Genomic DNA, 18,168 nt, shown 5'->3' with positions numbered 1-18,168 from the left:
AGGAGGGTGCGGTTTTTTTATGGTTTTTGCCTATTTTTGTTATCCACTAAAACTAAAATGTAAGTACGAATTTATACAAAAGTTCCACTCTGGGTGGGCTTATATTGTCTTAGCCTTATTGGTTTTCACCGCGATTAACGCCGTAATGGGCCTTAGTTCGGGAAGAGCATTTTCAGCACGCGACCGCAAAATCGGATTGTTTACGTTGATTGCTTCACACGTGCAATTGTTGGTTGGGTTGGTGTTGTATTTTATATCTCCCCTAGGAAAAGCCTTGTTAGGCGATATGTCTAATGCGGAGGCGCGTTTAACGTCTTTAGAGCATCCGTTGACCAATATTATAGCGATTGTGTTGATTACCGTAGGCTGGTCAACCCACAAAAAAGCCACGGAATCGGGCGTTAAGTTTAAAAAATTCGCCATTTTCTATACCTTGGGATTGGTGTTGATTTTATCGCGTATTCCTTGGAAACTTTGGTTGTAAGGCAACCGTTTAGAATGTAATCGATGGCAAGATTTTAAGCTATAGAAGTCTTGAATCGCCCAAAAACAAGTCACATGCGCACAAAATCAATACTTATTTACGGGATTACGCTCGGCATAGGTCTTTTCTTTAGTACCTCATTTTTGGCTCAAAATACGGTGAATCCCGAATTAAAAAAGCAAAAAAATGATACCGTCAAGAAAGAAAAAGTACCAACGGATGTCCCTGTAACCGATACTTTACCCGTAGTCAACGGGAAGTTTAAGCTTTTTAAAAAGAAAGCGCACGCCTCGTATTATTCTGATCGTTTTCATGGCCGCAAAACGGCTAGTGGGAAGCGCTATGATCGCAACAAACTCACCGCGGCGCACAAAAAATTACCTTTGGGGACCTTGGTTCGGGTTACCAATGAAGCCAATGGGAAAACGGTTATTGTTGAAATTACCGATCGAGGTCCGTTTGCTCGTGGTCGAGAAATCGACTTGTCTAAACGCGCTTTTTTCTTGATTTCGGGATCTCGAAATTCCGGTTCGGCTACCGTTACCCTCGAAGTGATTGAAGTCGAGAAGAAATCACCATAATTGAAAAGGATGTTGCGATAGATAGGCGTTGTAATACCGTTTATCGTGCGTCACTTCTTCGCCTAGCCATTCGGGTTTTAGGTAGGTTTCGTTTTCCGATTGCAGTTCAATCTCAGCGAGTATAAGTCCGGCATTTTCACCCTCAAAAACATCCACTTCAATAATATGTTGCCCCGATACCACTTCGTATCGGGTTTTTTGTATCGTTCCTTTTTCACACAACGGCAAAAGCAATTGCGCTTCGGCTACCGTAATCTCCTTTTCCCATTCCAACCGACTGGCACCCGAGGCACTGCTTTTTCCTTTGATGGTTAAAAATCCTTGATTTCCTTTAATGCGCACCCGTACGGTTCGTTCAGGAACAGAAGAGAGGTAGCCTTGGGCAATCGGAATAGCGGCCCGACTTTCGGCTTTGAATTGCTCGTTTCGCACTAGGAATTTACGTTCAATTTCGATCATCGTATTCGAATTTAGGAGCAAGTTAAGAAAAAAATCCCCCGTAACCTGTATCTTTACGTAACGTCAAACACGCCATTTATGCACGAAACCGCCTCGATGACTTCTTTACACAATTGGTATCAACGCCATTTTCAATCGGAAAATACTTCAGATTCTTTGGCTTCTTTGGTTGCCTTGGTGGCCATGTTTCGACCTGCACAACCCAAGCAGGCAGATACCGTGTCAATTGCCCCGCTTTTAGACTTTTTAAGCCAAGAAAATGACAAAGCACAACAAATTGCGCATAGCGTTCAAAAAACACTGCAAAAGCGAAAATTTGCACGCATGTTGTCGGATTCTGGGATTTTAAAAGATTCTGATTTTTGGTATGAAATCAAACAGCGTGCGTGGGCCAAACTATTACCCTATCAACCGGAAGGTGACACTTTAGAGTTTGTATTAAACCAAGTGTTTTACAAAAGCACCGACCCTATTTGGTTGGCCAAAATTCCACTCGAAGAATACCGCGCCTTGTTTACGCATCTTCAACTGCAACCCATATATACTTCGCTCGACGACCAATCGCCTTTGTCGGAATTGCTTACCGCGATGGCTTTATTAATGCAACGCATGAGCGGGCGCGCCATGGAGAATCAAGTGATACAGATGGTTCCCGAATACGACGATTTAGAAAGTCCTTTTCTCGCGTTGGAAACCGAATTTGAAGCCTTGCATCATCGACTTCATGCGCAAGAGGCCCCTTACATTACTCCCGATGATATGCATTATCGGCAGATTTTGGTCTTGCAAAAACAATGTGAAGCCTATGTGGCAAAAGCCTTTCAAAACAGTAGCAAGTTTGGTATTTCTTTGAAAGTCAATCAAAGTTTGTTGCGCATACGACAGCAATTGCAGCGCGTTAAGGCTTTGTTGGGATACTTGGTGGTACCCAAGGTAGCCGATGCCCAATCGCAAACCATTTTGTTGGCGTTGCGCCTCATACGGTACAATTGCCACAAAAACAATATCCGTCAATTGTTTAATGAGAGCACCCAACTATTGGCGTACGAAATAACGCAGCACACCGCACGCACAGGCGAGCATTATATTACCGAAACCCGTTCGGAGTATTTTTTAATGCTTAAAGCAGCGTTGGGCGGTGGTTTTATTGTTGGGTTCCTGTGTATTTTCAAATTGCTTTTTTCCAAAGTCGAGGCCAGTGCCTTTGGTCACGCCTTTTTATATAGCCTAAATTATGCGGCTGGATTTATCTTGATTTATCTTTCGGGGTTTACGCTAGCTACGAAACAGCCTGCGATGACGGCGGCGACCATTGTTCAGGCGATTGAAAATGGGATGCGAAAACCGCGTCAAAAAGACGATCAGAAGCACGAGGCGTTTGCGTTGTTGTTTGCCCGGTTGTTTCGATCGCAATTCATTGCTTTTTTAGGCAATGTGCTCATGGCGTTTCCGGTGGCTTTTGGGTTGATTTGGGGCATTGATTTTCTGTGGGAGACCAATATTGCCGAGGAAAAGGCGTATAAATTATTGACCGATTTATCGCCTATTGATTCACTGGCTGTTTTTCATGCAGCCATTGCGGGCTTTTTTCTCTTTTTGTCGGGAATCATTTCGGGGAGTATTTCCAATAAAAACAAGTACAATAAGATTGCTTACCGTATCCAAGAACATCCCGTGTTGAAGCAAACGTTGGGCACCGCCAAAACAACGCGATTGGCGCAATGGATTACCGACTTTTGGCCGGGAGTGGCCTCCAACGCTTGGTTTGGGGTTTTTTTGGGGAGCACTGCTTCGTTGGGGATATTTTTTGGCCTTGCGTTGGATATCCGGCATATCACTTTTGCGGCAGGTAATTTTGCCCTGGGGTTGTACGGTGCCGATTTTCAAGTGGCAGTTCCCATGATTTTGTGGGCGGTTATCGGAATTGGAGTTATCGGATTTGTAAATTTTATGGTAAGTTTTTCACTTTCCTTGGGACTGGCTTTACGTTCGCGTAATATCCCATTGGTCGAGTTGCGCTTGCTGGTTTGGGCCACGTGGAATTATTTTAAGCGACGACCGATTGCGTTTTTTGTCCCAGTACGCGAGTAAGTTATGGAAACAGAGTGGCGGCAACGAAAAATAATTCACATCGACATGGATGCGTTTTATGCCTCGGTGGAGCAAATGGATTTCCCGGAGTTAAAGGGCAAACCCATCGCCGTGGGCGGAAGTGAAGTGCGCGGCGTGGTGTCGGCGGCCAGTTATGAAGCCCGAAAATTTGGGGTGCGCAGTGCCATGAGCGGCGTACAGGCCAAACGGTTGTGTCCGGACCTGATTTTTGTGCGACCGCGGTTTGATCGCTACACCGAAATTTCCAAGCGCATACGGGCTATTTTTCGGGAATATACCGATTTGGTGGAACCCTTGTCGTTGGATGAAGCCTATTTGGATGTGACGGTAAATAAAAAAGGGAATCCGAGTGCCACCTTAATCGCGCAAGAGATCCGGCAGCGTATTTTTGACGAAATCGGGTTGACGGCTTCGGCAGGGATTTCCAACACCAAGTTTGTCGCCAAAGTCGCCAGTGATTACAACAAGCCCAACGGACAAAAAACGGTGCCTCCCGATGAAGTGGAAGCCTTTTTGGAGGTATTGGATATTAAGAAATTTTATGGGATTGGCAAAGTTACCGCCGAGAAAATGTACCATCACGGGATCTTTACGGGTGCCGATTTGAAAGCACGTTCGCGGGATTATTTGGAGGAGCATTTTGGCAAAAGTGGGGGCTTTTATTACCAAATCGTGCGGGGCATTCATTACAGTGAAGTCAAACCCAATCGGGTATCCAAATCGGTGGCGGCAGAGCATACGTTTGAGGAGAATTTGACTTCGGAGTTGTTTATGGAGGAAAAGCTCACGCATATTGCCGAAACCTTGGAACGGCGGTTGAAAAAATACACGATTTCAGGCAAAACGGTCACGTTAAAAATCAAATACAGCGACTTTACGACCCAAACCCGCAGCAAGACCTTGCCCTATTTCATTAGTGATAAGGGCTTGTTATTGGAAACGGCCAAAGAATTATTGTACCAAGAACGCCTGAAAGAATCGGTGCGCTTGTTGGGGATATCACTCAGCAATTTGAATACCGAGGTCAAAAAAACGGTCGTAGTGCAGTTGAAGTTTGCGTTTTAGAACGGGGTTTGTCGGTACTTCAAGAGTGGATAGACAGGCATGGTGCACTTTGAGTCGTTAGACATTAGTCGTTAGACTTTAGAGTGATTAGTGATTAGTGATTAGTGACTAGACATTAGTCGTTGGACGTTAGAAAAGAAGGTCCTGTAAGCACGCTCATTTATAATTTAAAATGCAACATTTAAAATAACTCCAAAAGGGGTCTTTGCTCTTGCTTCATTGTGTTCGTTTCTTTCGGACCTTGTTCGGACGTTCTTCGGGACTTGTTCGGCAAAATGCCGTTTTTCGGGGGTTTTTCCGAACAAGTCCCGAACAAGTCCCGAAGGAGGTGGTGTAGTTTTAGACGTTAGTCGTTAGACGTTAGAAAAGTCGTAAGTCGGGTTTGGACGAGAATCTTCAAACCGGCAGGCAGGCAGGCGCATCGACTTAAATTCGGACGTTAAGTAGAAAACTGTAAAAATCAATGTTTATATTTGTAAATGCAAAATCATTTAAAAAATGAAATATACAATGTCCTTTCAGGAAAGAGCGAAGTTAGCTATGGAACAATTATCCAATCAATCACCTGTTACCTTAACAATGGCCAGAAAGCAAGCCCAACTCTTGAAAACGACAAGCATCGCAAAAAACAAGAAGCAGAGAGGTTAGAAAATTTTAGCTCTGAACATAATCTTTGGATCAAAGACATCGATTTTTCTCAATATGTTAGTGAAGGTGCCGAACAAAAAGTCTATTTAAGAGATAGTGAGCATGTATTAAAATTGAATGATAGTATTTATTACAGTTCATGGAAAGATTACTTTTATAACTTATTACTTCACAATTATTTTTTTCCAGACACTGCATACGAACTTATTGGATTTACTAAAGACGAAAGCATATTATATGCCATTGTCAAACAGAATTATGTCTCAATAACTTCAAATACAAATCTTGAAAACGTGAAAACATTTCTAACATTGAACGGATTTGAAAACGTGCGTAACAATGATTATTACAATTCAGATTTGGGAATAATATTAGAAGATTTACATGACGAAAATGTTTTGACTAGAAATGAAATATTATACTTCATTGATACCGTATTCTATTTGACGGATAATTTCTGGGAAATTTAAAACCTCCGCTAACAGCCTTTACCCACTTCAGCTGGTTTTCTTGGGTTGCACTTCTTTCTTTACGTAAAATATTATCTTAGCAGATATGGTGATAAGCCCCCTAGCCCCGAAACTTCGGGGGGAATGGTTATTAGTGATTAGTGAATAGTGACTAGTGATTAGTCGTTAGACATTAGACGTTAGACGTTAGAGTGATTAGTAATTAGTGACTAGTGATTAGTCCCGAAACTTCGGGGGTAACTGGTTGGTTAGAACACATTTTCAAATTGCCACATTGACTCATTGCCACACCTGCCTGCCGGCAGGCAGGTCGACACATTGCCACATCGGCACACCTTCCTACCGGCAGGCAGGTTGGCACATTGATAGTCGTTAGCCATTAGACGTTGGACGTTAGAAAGTCGTAAGTCAAAAAGTCGTAAGTCGTAAGTCATTTTTGCGGTCAGCTATCAGCGATTAGCAATTAGTTTCAACATCAATCAACACTTCTTTGCTCTTGCTTCTTTACTCTTTCTTCTCAACTTAAAAGTCGTTAGACGTTAGTCAAGGAGGACGTGTTAGCACGCGCATTTATAATTTAAAATTCAACATTTAAAATAACTCCAAAGCGGTCTTTTTTCTTGCTTCTTTCCTCTTGCTTCTGTAAGGTTGGGGGAAAAAACCGGACCATCTCCGGAAAAATACTTTGAAAAAAGGGGAAAAACCCTAAAGGACATTTGAAATGGATTTTTTATTTTAGTGCACAGGGTTGGCCACGGGCAAAATCGTGTATCGTGGACAATTGGTATAGCTGGGCCTGAAGGGGCCAAAAACGGCAAAAAAGCCCCTTTTTTGTAAGAAATAGTATCGATTTATGGCCTTTTTGGGGTTTTAACAGTGATACTTTATCCATGCTTTAGCTATGCTTTATCTATGCCTTTGCTAGGGCGATGCCCTGAAGGAATGGATTTTTGAGGGGGATTTTGGGGATTTGGTATACATGGAGGGGGAGTTTTGTACGAATGGGAAGCGGTGATGAAGAATTTTTGAAAGTAATAGAAATAATATTAATTAAAGCCTTAGAATTTAGACGTATGCGGCCAATGGGTTGGGTAGGGTTGAAGATTTCAGAGGTGTTAACTAGTTGTGTGAAATTTAAAAAAACGATATGCTAAAATTAGAATACTTAATTTTTATAGATAACGAAGGAATTAAATGCAATGATGAAAAATCATTTAATCATTTGTTGCAATCTAATCCTGATATTGAGGTCAAAAACAATAAAATAAAATATAAAAGTATAACAGTAGATTATGAGTTGACATTTGGTCAAATAGCAGATACTAACAGAACATATTTTCACCTAATTTTTAATTATAATGAAATCGACAAAATTGATATTTATGTTAGTCTTTTAAAGTCAGTAAAATCGGTAATTCATATAATTACAAAAACTCCACAAACTCTATATGACGGAATAAGCATTTATTATTCTAATTTAGCTTATCCGATTATTTCAGACATAGAAAATGTAATGAGGAGACTGATTACTAAATTTATGTTGACTAAAGTCGGTGTTGACTGGATTAAAGATAGAACTCCCGATGATGTAAAAAGTTCGATTAATTCAAGTAATAAGGATTTGACTTATTTACATAATGTTGATTTCATTCAGTTAAAAAACTTTTTGTTTAGTGAAAATTACCCTGTACATAAAGAAAACTTGGTTAAAAAACTAAAAGAAGCAAAAGATATAAGCGAACTTAATCTCGATGATATAAAGGTTTTAATTCCAAACTCAAATTGGGAGAGATACTTTTCAACAAATATATCAATTTCGAAAGAAAAACTTATAAAAAGTTGGGATGATTTATACGATTTACGCTGCAATGTAGCACACAACAAAACATTCAATAAAACCGATTACGAAAAGGTTAAAAGTTTATGTGATGAAATAAGACCACAATTAGTACAAGCTTTTGATAGTTTGTCGAAAATTGAAATTGATAAATCAACACGTGAAATGTTGAAAGAGGAAATAGTTAATAATTTCAATGTTTTATATGGTGAATTTATTTCAAAATGGCGATTAATTGAAAAATGGGTATTTGAAAGTTCAAAAATGTTTATTGATGATGAGGAAAATAATAAAAGACCAACTTTTACATTAGACTTGAGAAAATTAATGCAAACAGGTTACATGGACAGAGAAACATACCAGAGAATTAGAGAATTATACTCTGTAAGAAATGATATTTTTCATAACAGTAGAAATCTGACTGAGAATGAAATTCACGAGGCAATATTTGACTTGTTCCTTGTAATAAGTGAATTAAATATTGATGAAACGAACGAAATAATAAAATAAACTTTACACAATAGTACTTTGGCAAAATGGCGGGTTTAGTGCTAAATTCAACAACTATTATTAGATTAAACATATGTAAAAGAATGAATATATATGCATCGATTTCATTCACTTAGCAAATATATAAATGTAATTCCATTTTATACTAAGATAGTAAAAAGAACCAAAAACGACGAAAACTAAATCGATTATGAAACTTAAAATCTTACTAATTTTTGTGTTTTTAAACATTAATACAAACCTTATTTCACAAGAAAAAGCTAAACCAATGACCAATACTGAAATTATGCGCAATGTTTCGAAAATAGATATTGAGGGTAAAGAGTATGAAAATGTTAAGATAACTTTCAAATCCATATCGCCGGATTATTATTTTTCTGACATTGAAAAAGTAAAAGTCAGTATTGTTGATATGGAAGGTAAAGAAATATGGAAGAAAACTCTCAAAAATGTTTATCTCTATGTTTTTTCAGATGGCCAAATTCAGGTTGGAAAACCTAATTTCAGCAAGATTCTCATTAAGAGAAATGAATCAGGTACATATAATGGAATTATTAGGGAGAAAGAAGGTGTATATTAATATCAATTTAGAAAAAGCTAATAATAGCTACATCAATTGTACGTAACTATCATTTTTTATAAAAATATTGCCTAAAAAATGAAAAACTTAAACCTTTTTTCAAGCTACAGAAAAATTGAGTAAATGAGGTTTCTTTATTTTATAAATAATAATTAAACGAGCTAATTAAAGCGTTTATCAATTGTAAAAATCTTGTCTTTACAACAAATTGAAGCTAAAAAAAGTTAAAAACTCAAGTTAACAAACGAATTTTAAGCGGGGCTGAAGTACAGTTTGGAAGTTTGCTTCGATTTGGCGACTTTGGCTCTAGGACGCTAAAGTAACGATAAATTCCTTCAACATTCAGCGAAACCGTTTGTGCAATTCAAAAAGACAAAATTTCAACTAAAGTAGAAGGAATAAAACAAGATTATAGTAACTTTGAATCAAATACATTTTAGTAAAATAATGAAATACCAAATTAACCAGTTAAGAGATTACTCATCCTTGTTTTCAAGGAGTGAAGCTCTTTCATGGCTAAAAATGGACTTCACTTCTATCAATTATAAAATTGAAAGATATGATGAAAAATGGTTGAAACACCAAAATTCGACTTATTTAGACTATTTAAAATACATATATTCTATTCTAGCAGACAATTATCAAAATGAATACATTTTTAAAAATGAATTCTTAAATACTTGGCTAATAAAAGAACTTGGTGAGACAAATTCTCAAATATTTAGTGAGTTTAGAGTTGGTAACTCTATAGCAGATTTAGCTATGTTCAACGGTTGCTCAAAAATTTTTGAAATAAAAACAGAATTTGATAGTGATTCCCGATTGACTTTACAACTTCAAAACTACGAGAAGGCATTTAATCAGATATATCTAATTATTCCTAAATCAAAGTTAAACATCTACGAGAAACAAGAAGCTTCAATTGGAATTATAATATATGACACAAAGAGCGACAATTCATTTTCACTTTATCGTAATGCAAATGCAAATTTTGAAATAGAGCCTTCAACTATTATGTCAATATTGCACACAAATGAATATAAATCCATTGTTAAAAAACATTACGGTTCTCTGCCTCAAATGACAAGCTTTAATCAGTATAAAGTTTGTAGCGAATTAATTAATGAAATTCCTTTAAATGAATTAAATAAGCTTTTCATTTATACAATGAAAAAAAGAAGCTCAAGCAATGCCTTATCATCTAGATATTACAAAGAGTTTAATCAGTTGTTTTTAGCTCTTAGAATGAATCGAAACTCAAAAGATAAAATGATAGAATCATTAAAAACAACTATTCAAATTTAAATATATGTACTATCCATTTTTACGAGCAAGACAATTTGAACTAATAGCTTTAAGGGAGTTAGCTACAGAAGGGGCTACACAAGGAGTCATAGTTCCAATTTTAGAACCTGTAAAAGAAACGCACAACAATTTAAATTTAGCACATAAGGTTTTCCAAGAAAAAGGTCAAAGTGCATATCTAGTTGTTAACCCAAAGTTCGGTGAACTTGCAGGAGATAGCCAATTTTATATTGAATATCTCGCTACGTTTAATTATGAAGTATTTCTGCCAGCATTTCATTACAGGAATAATGCTGAATATATAAATCAAAGCATTGAGCAATTTGGTCTAACCAATTGTATGCTTATATGTGAGAACGACATTGAAGGAGATGATACAAATTTTAAATCTATAGCAGAATTACAGGCAGTAAGTCTTATTACAGTTAACGATCCTGGAAGAAATAGGTCATTAAATAGGTATATAAGAGGTTTACAAAAAGGTTTCGTTAGACTTGATGACTTATTTGAGAAAAAAGATAGAAACAGCGATTTCCTTGACGTAACAGAACATAGGTTTTCAGAGGAACATATTCATTATTCCACCGAAGGTTTTGAAGGGTTTTCAGATTATACTGTTTTACCAAGTGAATATGTTGAAGGAGGTAGTACACCTAGAGCAGTTGTAATTCATTTGACGTATTTAAATATTCAAAATGAAATTTGGATTAGACATTTCACATCAGAAACCAATGACTCAATTGCCAATGTTCAAGGTAAGTTTGCAGAAGCTGCAGCCAAGGCAGTAAATTATTGTAGGCAGAATGGGCTATCTAATTCAGCAATTACTGAATTAGAAACATATTTTGACACTCAACATTATCCCGGGTTAGGAACTGTGAAAAAATTATCTATCAAGAATCATTTATTGGTTCTAAGTAATTTTTTAAGAAATAGATAATTTTATGAAGGTTTGTGTAAATTGTTTTTCTGACAGAGAGCTTAAAGGATTTATTTCTTCATCATCCGAATTTGGAGACTGTGTTGTTTGCGAATCTAAAAATCAACCGCTTCTAAACGTTTCTGAGCTATTTGATTTTTTCCAAGAATTAATAGATAACTTCAAAGTTTATGAAAATGGAATGCCATTAAGTTCTAAAATTCAATCCAATTGGAGTTTTTTTAGTTCCCTCGGTTCAGCCAACAAAATTCTTAATTATGTTCTTCCAAACTTACATACAGAAATAATTTCATCAAACATAAATGTTGAATACACTGATGATATAATAGAAAATTTTAATCATTGGGAAATTCTGAAAGAGGAGTTAAAGTGGAAAAATAGATTTGTAATTAACATTGAACGATTAGAAGAACTCGGTTGGGATGGATTTTTTAACACACAATTCAAATTAAGTAAAGAAACACCTTTATTTCGTGCTAGACTGCATCATCAAAGTGGTATGGTAGTATTTAAACCTGATGAAATGACTTGTCCTCCGAAAGAATTTGCAGGCGGCGGAAGAGCTAATCCATCAGGAATTCCATTTTTATATTTGAGTGATAATCCAGAGACTATTCTATATGAAGTTAGAGCATCCTATTTAGATGAGTTGAGCGTGGGAACATTTGAATTAAATTCTGAATTGGAATCAATAAAATTAGTTGATTTTACGGAAGACACTACTCTTTTTCAACCAAATTCAAGTTCGATAAACAAAACTATAAAAGCTAAATTGTTGAGACAAAAAATTAGTAGTGATTTATCAAAGCCAATGCGGAGGTATGACAGTGAATTAGAATATATACCTACGCAATTTATCTGCGAATTCATTAAAGTTTTTACAGGTGCTTTTGGTATTCGTTTTAATAGTTCATTACATCCGAAAGGAAACAATGTAGTTCTGTTTGACCAAAACTTAATGACTTGCATATCTGTAAAGAAAGTGAAAATAAATTCTGTCAATTTACAAGGTATAGAATTAAAGCACTAGCCGATAACAGCACTTACCCAAAAGACGAAGCTCTATGCTCATAGCTAAGTTTGAATTTTTATCTCCAACTACGGTGTGATACAAATTTCGACTCGGTCAATCCATTCACTTAAGAGTATGAATATAAATTAAAACAGTTCATAATTTTCGCACCAAAAAAATATGTAAATATTAAGGAATACTGAAATAATAAAAAACATCAACGTATAAAAGGAATTAATATGGATACAACACGGGGTGTAATCTTTGATTGCAAATTTGTATCATTGGGTAATCAATATGTACCAGTTTTAATTTAAAATCAACTAATAAATTTAAGTAATGAAATATATTGTTTTGTTTTGTTTGACATTTGGCATTCATTGTTTTTCACAAGAACTCCTATTCAATGAATCCAATAATTTTTTTGAGTTTTCAAAGATTGTTTCAACTCAGGACTCATTGATATTAAACAAATTTGAAAAACGGTTCAAAGAAATAAATTTAACGGGAATAGAAACTGAACAAAACAGTATTTATGGTTACGGATTTACCAACCATTTAGTTGGTGGATTTGCCACTGTTGAAATAAAATATAAAGTCAAAATTGATTTTAAAGAGAATAAATACAAAATTACAATTACTAATTTTATACTTACAGACTTGAATGGAAGTAATCCACTTGAAGGAATGAGAAGTTATAAAAATAAATGGATTCGGATAATTAATAAAAAACTTCCTTCAATTTTAAGTAATATTGAAAACATTCACAGTGATACTGATAAATGGTAATTTTAATGCCACTTTGTATAAGTGTTATCAATTAATGATTTGAAAATACTTGAACTAAGACTATGAAGAACTTTTAACATTTAACAATGAAAAAAAACATGGAAAAAAAAATCTTCTTTTTGTTACTTTTTAGTGTTTCAAACTTCTTTGCTCAATCACAAGAGGTTGATACAAGAAAAAATTATATTAATGAAGTAAATTCCCAAACTTTTTTATCTTTAGGTAATAATGATATAATGTATTATGAATGTAAAAATGAATGTTTTGACGTAGAAATTTTTATTTCTGAAAAATATTGGAGAGGTATTAAAACTTCAAAAAAACAAAAACAAGAATTGGGTAAAACATTAATAGAGCAATATACTTATTTGTTTTATTCAAAGGGGTTTAAAACGATAACGGTAAATATTGAGGGGATTGAACCAATTACTAAAGAGCTTAAGTTAAACAGATAAAACTACTTTTTTAGGGTTTAATGATTTTCATCTGTAATTCTCTAGCTTAAATAACGCATATCTTCATATTGATGTTACCATGAAGTTATCTGAATCTAAATTTAAAAATACAATTCCATGAAAAACACGATCTATTTGCAAAGCATGAAGATTTCAAGTGAATCATTTTTTACCCAACTTATCATTTACATTATTCTCTTTGTTGTTGCGGTGTATATCACCCGTTGGATTTTTGGTATAGATAAAATCATTGAAAATCAAAATAAAACAAATACATTATTACAAAATTTATTAGATAAAACAGCGCACCCCCACCAAACCCAAAAAAGCACTTCTTCAGATGCTAATTCTGGGGATGTAAACAATCCAAACGCTTTGAATGATACTTTTGATAAGCTTAAGTAAATAAAAAATATTGCTCTTGTCTCTTTGCTCTTTTTTCTCAACTTAAAAGTCTTTAGTCGTTAGACTTTGGACGTTAGAAAGTCGTAAGTCAAAAAGTCGTAAGTCAAAAGTCGAGTTTGAACTCCAATCTTCAAATTAGCATATTACCTCATAAATCCACCGGCACCCGCCCCAGCGATAGAAGCGGCATCCCCGTAACGCAGTGGAGGGATATAGCGGATAGCGCGGTGGCTTGCCAGGGGCCAGAAAAAAAAACTATCTTTGCCCCTTTACTTTACCTATGATACAATCCATGACTGGTTTTGGGAAGGCTTCGTTGCAACTGCCCACCAAGAAAATAACCGTTGAAATCAAATCGTTGAACAGTAAGGGGCTGGATGTCAATACGCGGATGCCTTCGTTGTATCGGGAGATGGAATTGGGGGTGCGGAACTTACTTTCGCAACGCCTGGAGCGCGGGAAGGTTGATTTTTCGCTGTTTATTGAAATTACGGGCGAGGAAACGGCTTCTAAGATCAATGCTCCCATAGTAAAGGGCTATATCGCACAAATGCGGGAAATTCTGCCCGAGGCTGATGCCACCGAACTCATGAAAATGGCCGTGCGCATGCCCGATGCCTTAAAAACCGAACGCGACGATATTGACGCGTCCGAATGGACCCAGATTCAAACGGTGATTGACGAGGCCCTGAGTGCGATGATTCACTTTCGCTGTGATGAGGGATTGGCGCTGGAAAAAGAATTTACACAACGCATTGCCAACATTCGCACGCTAATGCAAGAGGCTGTCAGTTATGACGCGGAACGTATCGAAACGGTGAAAACGCGTTTGCGTACCGCTTTGGAAGAACTGGAAGCCAATGTCGATGAAAACCGCTTTGAGCAGGAACTTATTTACTACCTCGAGAAATACGACATTACGGAAGAACGCGTGCGCCTCGATAATCACCTCAACTATTTTCTGGAAACCCTTGCCGGGAAGGAAGCCAACGGACGTAAATTGGGCTTTATCACCCAAGAAATGGGCCGTGAAATCAATACGATGGGGTCAAAATCGAACCATGCCGAAATGCAAAAATGCGTGGTTTTGATGAAGGATGAGTTGGAAAAAATTAAGGAACAGGTGCTAAATGTTTTATAACTATTTGCACGCTATACAACACCCATGGCAACAGGAAAATTAATCGTCTTTTCGGCACCCTCGGGATCGGGGAAAACTACTATTGTACGTCACTTGCTGGGCATTCCCGACTTGAACTTGGAGTTCTCGGTGTCGTGCACTACCCGTGCCCCACGCGGTACCGAAATTCATGGCAAAGACTACTACTATATCAGCATTGCCGATTTTAAACAGCACATCAAAGCGGAGGATTTTGTGGAATGGGAAGAAGTGTACCGCGACAACTTTTACGGCACCTTAAAAAGTGAGGTGGAACGCATTTGGGCCTTGGGTAAAAATGTGATTTTTGACATCGACGTGGCAGGTGGGTTGCGCATCAAAAAGAAATTTCCCGAGCAAACCTTGGCCGTCTTTGTGAAACCGCCAAGCGTAGACGAATTGAAGCGCCGCTTGAAAGAGCGCTCTACCGAAACCGACGAGAAAATCAACATGCGCATTGCCAAAGCCCACGTCGAATTGGCCACAGCGCCCCAGTTTGACAAAATCATCAAGAATTATGATTTGGATACGGCGAAGCAGGAGGCGGTGGAGCTGGTGAGGGGGTTTGTTGGGGGTGATTAGTGACTAGTGACTAGTGATTAGTGACTGGTGACTAGTGACTGGTGATTAGTGACTAGTGACTAGTGATTAGTGACTGGTGACTAGCCTCGAAACTTCGGGGGTGACTAGTGATTAGTGATTAGTAATTAGTGACTAGTGACTAGCCTCGAAACTTCGGGGGTGACTAGTGATTAGTAATTAGTGACTAGTGACTGGTGACTAGCCTCGAAACTTCGGGGGTGATTAGTGATTAGTGATTAGTGACTGGTGACTGGTGACTGGTGACTAGTCCCGAAACTTCGGGGGTGACTAGTGATTAGTGACTAGTGATTAGTGACTAGTGACTAGCCTCGAAACTTCGGGGGTGATTAGTGATTAGTGACTAGTGATTAGTGACTAGTGACTAGCCCCGAAACTTCGGGGGTGATTGGTGATTAGTTGGTGATTAAGGTTGAAATTTATATATTTGACTCTTAAATTTAAGCCATTATGAACTCAATTAAAAGCCACAAGGATCTCCATATCTGGAGAAAAGGAATGGACATAACTGAATCCGTTTACCTACTCGTAAAATCATTTCCAAAAGAAGAAAAGGATATTTTAATTCATCAAATGAAACGAAGTGCTCTTTCTATTCCATCAAATATAGCAGAAGGATTTGGAAGAAACTCTAACCGTTCTTTTGTGTACTTTCTTGCCATTGCTAGAGGTTCGCTATATGAACTGGAAACTCAATTACTACTTGCAGAACGTTTTCGCTTCATCACTGATATTGAATTAATGAATTCCATTCTACATCAAATTCAAGAAGAAGGTAAAATGATAAATGCATTTTCAAAATCATTACATTAAAAAAAGTTCTTACTTTACATCATTAAATTACTGGTTACTAGAAATTCCGATTATATCGGAACTAGTCACTAACCTGCCTGCCGGCATAAGCAGGTCACTAATCACTAATCACTAGTCACTAGTCACTCTATGAAAATAGGTCTTTACTTCGGCACCTTCAACCCCATTCATGTGGGGCATTTGATTATTGCGAATCATTTGGCGGAGTATTCCGATTTGGATCAGATCTGGATGGTGGTGACGCCGCATAATCCGCATAAGGAGAAGCGCACCTTGCTCGACGATTACCAGCGCTTGCATTTGGTGCATTTGGCCACAGAGGCCTATCCGAAAATAAAACCTTCGGACATTGAATTTAAGTTGCCGCAACCCAACTATACCGTGACTACCTTGGTCCATTTGGAGGAGAAATTTCCCCAGCATGAATTTGCACTGATTATGGGCGAAGACAATCTGAATTCGTTGCACAAATGGAAAAACTACGAATACATCTTGGCGCACCATGCGATTTATGTCTATCCCCGCATAGCGGCGGGGGAGGCCTTACCTGAATTGCTACAGCATCCACACGTGCATAAAATTAACGCACCCGTAGTCGAAATCTCGTCGACTGCGATACGCGAGGGCATTGCCCAACAGAAGAATGTTCGGCCACTCCTACCCGAAGCGGTATGGACGTATGTGGATGCGAATTTGTTGTATCGGTAAACCAAAAACAACATTAGACATGAAATCATCTCCAAACAATCCTCCTGCGAATGCTCCAAAGAAAACTTTCTTTACCTTCCTTCGTTCGCAATTGCGTTTTATAGGTTTAATTATCCTTTTTGTGGGGGCTATGATTCAGCTGGGGGCTAAATTCATAGATAAAGATGCTCCTACCTATACCACCTTATTTTATATCGTTGGCTTGGGTTTGTTTTTAGTCCATCGATGGCTTGTAAAAAAAGAAAGATAGCCTACAGGGTTTGGATTTTGGCTTCGTAGTTGTACTTTACGATTTGTATCTATGAGATTAATTTTGACGTTTACGCTTTTCCTTTTGACTTCTTTTTGTGTGGGGCAATTTGCCGTTGTTCACGATAAAGATAGTTTACTAAATGTTCGAGAGGACGGTTCAAAAAACAGCAATGTTATCGACCGATTGGGTAAAGGTCAATTGGTTTATTGTTTTGAATCTAAAGGGAATTGGACGAACATCGATTATACGATTGACAATAATGAACGAAATGGCTACATTTATAAGAATAGATACCGTTTGATCTCAAGTTTCCCCGCATTTACCATTTCAGCACAGACCACGACCTCAATTACTCTAAAAAAAGACGCTATAGTAGTAACGCTACGTCAATGCAATTTTGACAAGGATAAGCATACTTTCACGTATGTCGCTAAATATCCCAAACAAATTGAATTCATTGATAATCAACGCTATTGGGGAACTGATGGCGGTATGCCCAATACTGAATTTGAAAACATACGGATTGATATTGGGGCGCAAACAATACCCGTGCCTAAATCGGCCTTAAAGGGACTTTATGAACCTAATTTAAACAGTGCAAAAGTTAATTATGACGCGGCAACAGACACCTTATACATTCAGACCGAAAACGGTGATGGTGCGGGAGGTTACATCGTAATTTGGAAAATTGAAAAGGGTGTTTACAAAGACCGATTGGTTGTTTATGGATTCTAAAAACCGAGGAATGCATTGTATTTTTCCGAGTAACGATTTTGAACTAACAGAACGAAAAGGAGCACGTTCCTGTTTTTCGCCCAAAAAAATTGCCGTTTTTAAGATGAGAATGAATGTCAATTTGTATGTAACTATTTCCGCTACTGCGATACGCGAGGGCATTGCCCAACAGAAGAATGTTCGGCCACTCCTACCCGAAGCGGTATGGGCGTATGTGGATTCGAATTTGTTGTATCGGTGAGCATAAA

General features: G+C 37.5%; 21 protein-coding genes. 20 read left to right on the top strand and 1 reads right to left on the bottom strand.

Going from position 1 to position 18,168, the window contains the following annotated elements:
• The first annotated feature begins 19 nt into the window (after positions 1-19).
• Positions 20-484 (top strand): hypothetical protein, encoded by a 465-nt coding sequence (locus tag O9316_RS10300; RefSeq protein WP_298347179.1) that lies wholly within the window; start codon positions 20-22, stop codon positions 482-484.
• A 74-nt stretch (positions 485-558) separates the two neighbouring features.
• Positions 559-1,065: a septal ring lytic transglycosylase RlpA family protein gene (locus O9316_RS10295; protein WP_298205666.1), complete on the top strand. Its 507-nt coding sequence runs from the start codon at positions 559-561 to the stop codon at positions 1,063-1,065.
• Here the strand turns inward: O9316_RS10295 and O9316_RS10290 are convergent.
• The gene (locus O9316_RS10290) at positions 1,057-1,524 is read right to left on the bottom strand and encodes a CYTH domain-containing protein (protein WP_298205668.1); all 468 of its coding nucleotides are present in this window, start codon (positions 1,522-1,524) and stop codon (positions 1,057-1,059) included. The genes O9316_RS10295 and O9316_RS10290 overlap by 9 nt on opposite strands.
• A gap of 78 nt (positions 1,525-1,602) precedes the next feature.
• Here O9316_RS10290 and O9316_RS10285 point away from each other — a divergent pair, with 78 nt between their 5' ends.
• The 18 genes from O9316_RS10285 (at position 1,603) to O9316_RS10200 (ending at position 18,161) form a co-directional block, all read left to right on the top strand.
• Positions 1,603-3,615 (top strand): recombinase, encoded by a 2,013-nt coding sequence (locus O9316_RS10285; protein ID WP_298205670.1) that lies wholly within the window; start codon positions 1,603-1,605, stop codon positions 3,613-3,615.
• A gap of 3 nt (positions 3,616-3,618) precedes the next feature.
• Complete coding sequence (dinB, locus tag O9316_RS10280; protein ID WP_298205673.1) at positions 3,619-4,701, top strand: DNA polymerase IV; 1,083 nt, start codon at positions 3,619-3,621, stop codon at positions 4,699-4,701.
• 479 nt (positions 4,702-5,180) lie between these two features.
• Positions 5,181-5,819, top strand: coding sequence for a hypothetical protein (locus O9316_RS10275; RefSeq protein WP_298205675.1), 639 nt, complete (start codon positions 5,181-5,183; stop codon positions 5,817-5,819).
• Positions 5,820-6,966: 1,147 nt separating this feature from the next.
• Complete coding sequence (locus tag O9316_RS10270; RefSeq protein WP_298347173.1) at positions 6,967-8,166, top strand: HEPN domain-containing protein; 1,200 nt, start codon at positions 6,967-6,969, stop codon at positions 8,164-8,166.
• Between the two features lie 190 nt (positions 8,167-8,356).
• Entirely contained in the window at positions 8,357-8,746 is a 390-nt protein-coding gene (locus O9316_RS10265) for a hypothetical protein (protein ID WP_298347172.1), read from the top strand.
• Between the two features lie 447 nt (positions 8,747-9,193).
• Positions 9,194-10,051 carry a sce7726 family protein gene (locus O9316_RS10260; protein ID WP_298347170.1) on the top strand — a complete coding sequence of 286 codons (858 nt, stop codon included), beginning with the start codon at positions 9,194-9,196 and terminating at the stop codon, positions 10,049-10,051.
• 4 nt (positions 10,052-10,055) lie between these two features.
• On the top strand, positions 10,056-10,991 hold the full coding sequence (locus tag O9316_RS10255) for a sce7725 family protein (RefSeq protein WP_298347168.1): 936 nt from the start codon (positions 10,056-10,058) through the stop codon (positions 10,989-10,991).
• 4 nt (positions 10,992-10,995) lie between these two features.
• Positions 10,996-12,021 carry an RES domain-containing protein gene (locus O9316_RS10250; RefSeq protein ID WP_298347166.1) on the top strand — a complete coding sequence of 342 codons (1,026 nt, stop codon included), beginning with the start codon at positions 10,996-10,998 and terminating at the stop codon, positions 12,019-12,021.
• A 321-nt stretch (positions 12,022-12,342) separates the two neighbouring features.
• Complete coding sequence (locus tag O9316_RS10245) at positions 12,343-12,792, top strand: hypothetical protein (protein WP_298347164.1); 450 nt, start codon at positions 12,343-12,345, stop codon at positions 12,790-12,792.
• Positions 12,793-12,890: 98 nt separating this feature from the next.
• Positions 12,891-13,247, top strand: coding sequence for a hypothetical protein (locus tag O9316_RS10240; protein ID WP_298347162.1), 357 nt, complete (start codon positions 12,891-12,893; stop codon positions 13,245-13,247).
• Positions 13,248-13,364: 117 nt separating this feature from the next.
• Positions 13,365-13,652, top strand: coding sequence for a hypothetical protein (locus O9316_RS10235; protein WP_298347160.1), 288 nt, complete (start codon positions 13,365-13,367; stop codon positions 13,650-13,652).
• A gap of 280 nt (positions 13,653-13,932) precedes the next feature.
• On the top strand, positions 13,933-14,793 hold the full coding sequence (locus O9316_RS10230; RefSeq protein WP_298347158.1) for a YicC/YloC family endoribonuclease: 861 nt from the start codon (positions 13,933-13,935) through the stop codon (positions 14,791-14,793).
• 24 nt (positions 14,794-14,817) lie between these two features.
• The gene (gmk, locus tag O9316_RS10225) at positions 14,818-15,393 is read left to right on the top strand and encodes a guanylate kinase (protein WP_287784735.1); all 576 of its coding nucleotides are present in this window, start codon (positions 14,818-14,820) and stop codon (positions 15,391-15,393) included.
• Between the two features lie 468 nt (positions 15,394-15,861).
• Entirely contained in the window at positions 15,862-16,224 is a 363-nt protein-coding gene (locus tag O9316_RS10220; RefSeq protein WP_287784738.1) for a four helix bundle protein, read from the top strand.
• Positions 16,225-16,353: 129 nt separating this feature from the next.
• Positions 16,354-16,932 (top strand): nicotinate (nicotinamide) nucleotide adenylyltransferase, encoded by a 579-nt coding sequence (nadD, locus tag O9316_RS10215; RefSeq protein ID WP_298347154.1) that lies wholly within the window; start codon positions 16,354-16,356, stop codon positions 16,930-16,932.
• A gap of 19 nt (positions 16,933-16,951) precedes the next feature.
• Positions 16,952-17,182 carry a hypothetical protein gene (locus tag O9316_RS10210; RefSeq protein WP_287785385.1) on the top strand — a complete coding sequence of 77 codons (231 nt, stop codon included), beginning with the start codon at positions 16,952-16,954 and terminating at the stop codon, positions 17,180-17,182.
• Positions 17,183-17,233: 51 nt separating this feature from the next.
• Positions 17,234-17,920: a hypothetical protein gene (locus O9316_RS10205; RefSeq protein ID WP_298347151.1), complete on the top strand. Its 687-nt coding sequence runs from the start codon at positions 17,234-17,236 to the stop codon at positions 17,918-17,920.
• 10 nt (positions 17,921-17,930) lie between these two features.
• The gene (locus tag O9316_RS10200; protein ID WP_298347149.1) at positions 17,931-18,161 is read left to right on the top strand and encodes a hypothetical protein; all 231 of its coding nucleotides are present in this window, start codon (positions 17,931-17,933) and stop codon (positions 18,159-18,161) included.
• Positions 18,162-18,168: the final 7 nt, after the last annotated feature.

Origin of the sequence: Flavobacterium sp. (assembly GCF_027533505.1) — a bacterium.
In the GTDB taxonomy this organism is placed as follows: Bacteria; Bacteroidota; Bacteroidia; order Flavobacteriales; family Flavobacteriaceae; genus Flavobacterium.
This window is presented reverse-complemented; position numbering and strand designations above follow the sequence as displayed.

Coding starts and splice junctions, on each gene's coding strand:
- O9316_RS10295 (WP_298205666.1), top strand. CDS start 559: ATGCGCACAAAATCAATACTTATTTACGGGATTACGCTCGGCATAGGT.
- O9316_RS10220 (WP_287784738.1), top strand. CDS start 15,862: ATGAACTCAATTAAAAGCCACAAGGATCTCCATATCTGGAGAAAAGGA.
- O9316_RS10275 (WP_298205675.1), top strand. CDS start 5,181: ATGCAAAATCATTTAAAAAATGAAATATACAATGTCCTTTCAGGAAAG.
- O9316_RS10210 (WP_287785385.1), top strand. CDS start 16,952: ATGAAATCATCTCCAAACAATCCTCCTGCGAATGCTCCAAAGAAAACT.
- O9316_RS10250 (WP_298347166.1), top strand. CDS start 10,996: ATGAAGGTTTGTGTAAATTGTTTTTCTGACAGAGAGCTTAAAGGATTT.
- O9316_RS10300 (WP_298347179.1), top strand. CDS start 20: ATGGTTTTTGCCTATTTTTGTTATCCACTAAAACTAAAATGTAAGTAC.
- O9316_RS10230 (WP_298347158.1), top strand. CDS start 13,933: ATGATACAATCCATGACTGGTTTTGGGAAGGCTTCGTTGCAACTGCCC.
- O9316_RS10255 (WP_298347168.1), top strand. CDS start 10,056: ATGTACTATCCATTTTTACGAGCAAGACAATTTGAACTAATAGCTTTA.
- O9316_RS10240 (WP_298347162.1), top strand. CDS start 12,891: ATGGAAAAAAAAATCTTCTTTTTGTTACTTTTTAGTGTTTCAAACTTC.
- O9316_RS10270 (WP_298347173.1), top strand. CDS start 6,967: ATGCTAAAATTAGAATACTTAATTTTTATAGATAACGAAGGAATTAAA.
- O9316_RS10245 (WP_298347164.1), top strand. CDS start 12,343: ATGAAATATATTGTTTTGTTTTGTTTGACATTTGGCATTCATTGTTTT.
- dinB (WP_298205673.1), top strand. CDS start 3,619: ATGGAAACAGAGTGGCGGCAACGAAAAATAATTCACATCGACATGGAT.
- O9316_RS10290 (WP_298205668.1), bottom strand. CDS start 1,524: ATGATCGAAATTGAACGTAAATTCCTAGTGCGAAACGAGCAATTCAAA.
- nadD (WP_298347154.1), top strand. CDS start 16,354: ATGAAAATAGGTCTTTACTTCGGCACCTTCAACCCCATTCATGTGGGG.
- O9316_RS10285 (WP_298205670.1), top strand. CDS start 1,603: ATGCACGAAACCGCCTCGATGACTTCTTTACACAATTGGTATCAACGC.
- O9316_RS10260 (WP_298347170.1), top strand. CDS start 9,194: ATGAAATACCAAATTAACCAGTTAAGAGATTACTCATCCTTGTTTTCA.
- O9316_RS10200 (WP_298347149.1), top strand. CDS start 17,931: ATGCATTGTATTTTTCCGAGTAACGATTTTGAACTAACAGAACGAAAA.
- gmk (WP_287784735.1), top strand. CDS start 14,818: ATGGCAACAGGAAAATTAATCGTCTTTTCGGCACCCTCGGGATCGGGG.
- O9316_RS10265 (WP_298347172.1), top strand. CDS start 8,357: ATGAAACTTAAAATCTTACTAATTTTTGTGTTTTTAAACATTAATACA.
- O9316_RS10235 (WP_298347160.1), top strand. CDS start 13,365: ATGAAAAACACGATCTATTTGCAAAGCATGAAGATTTCAAGTGAATCA.
- O9316_RS10205 (WP_298347151.1), top strand. CDS start 17,234: ATGAGATTAATTTTGACGTTTACGCTTTTCCTTTTGACTTCTTTTTGT.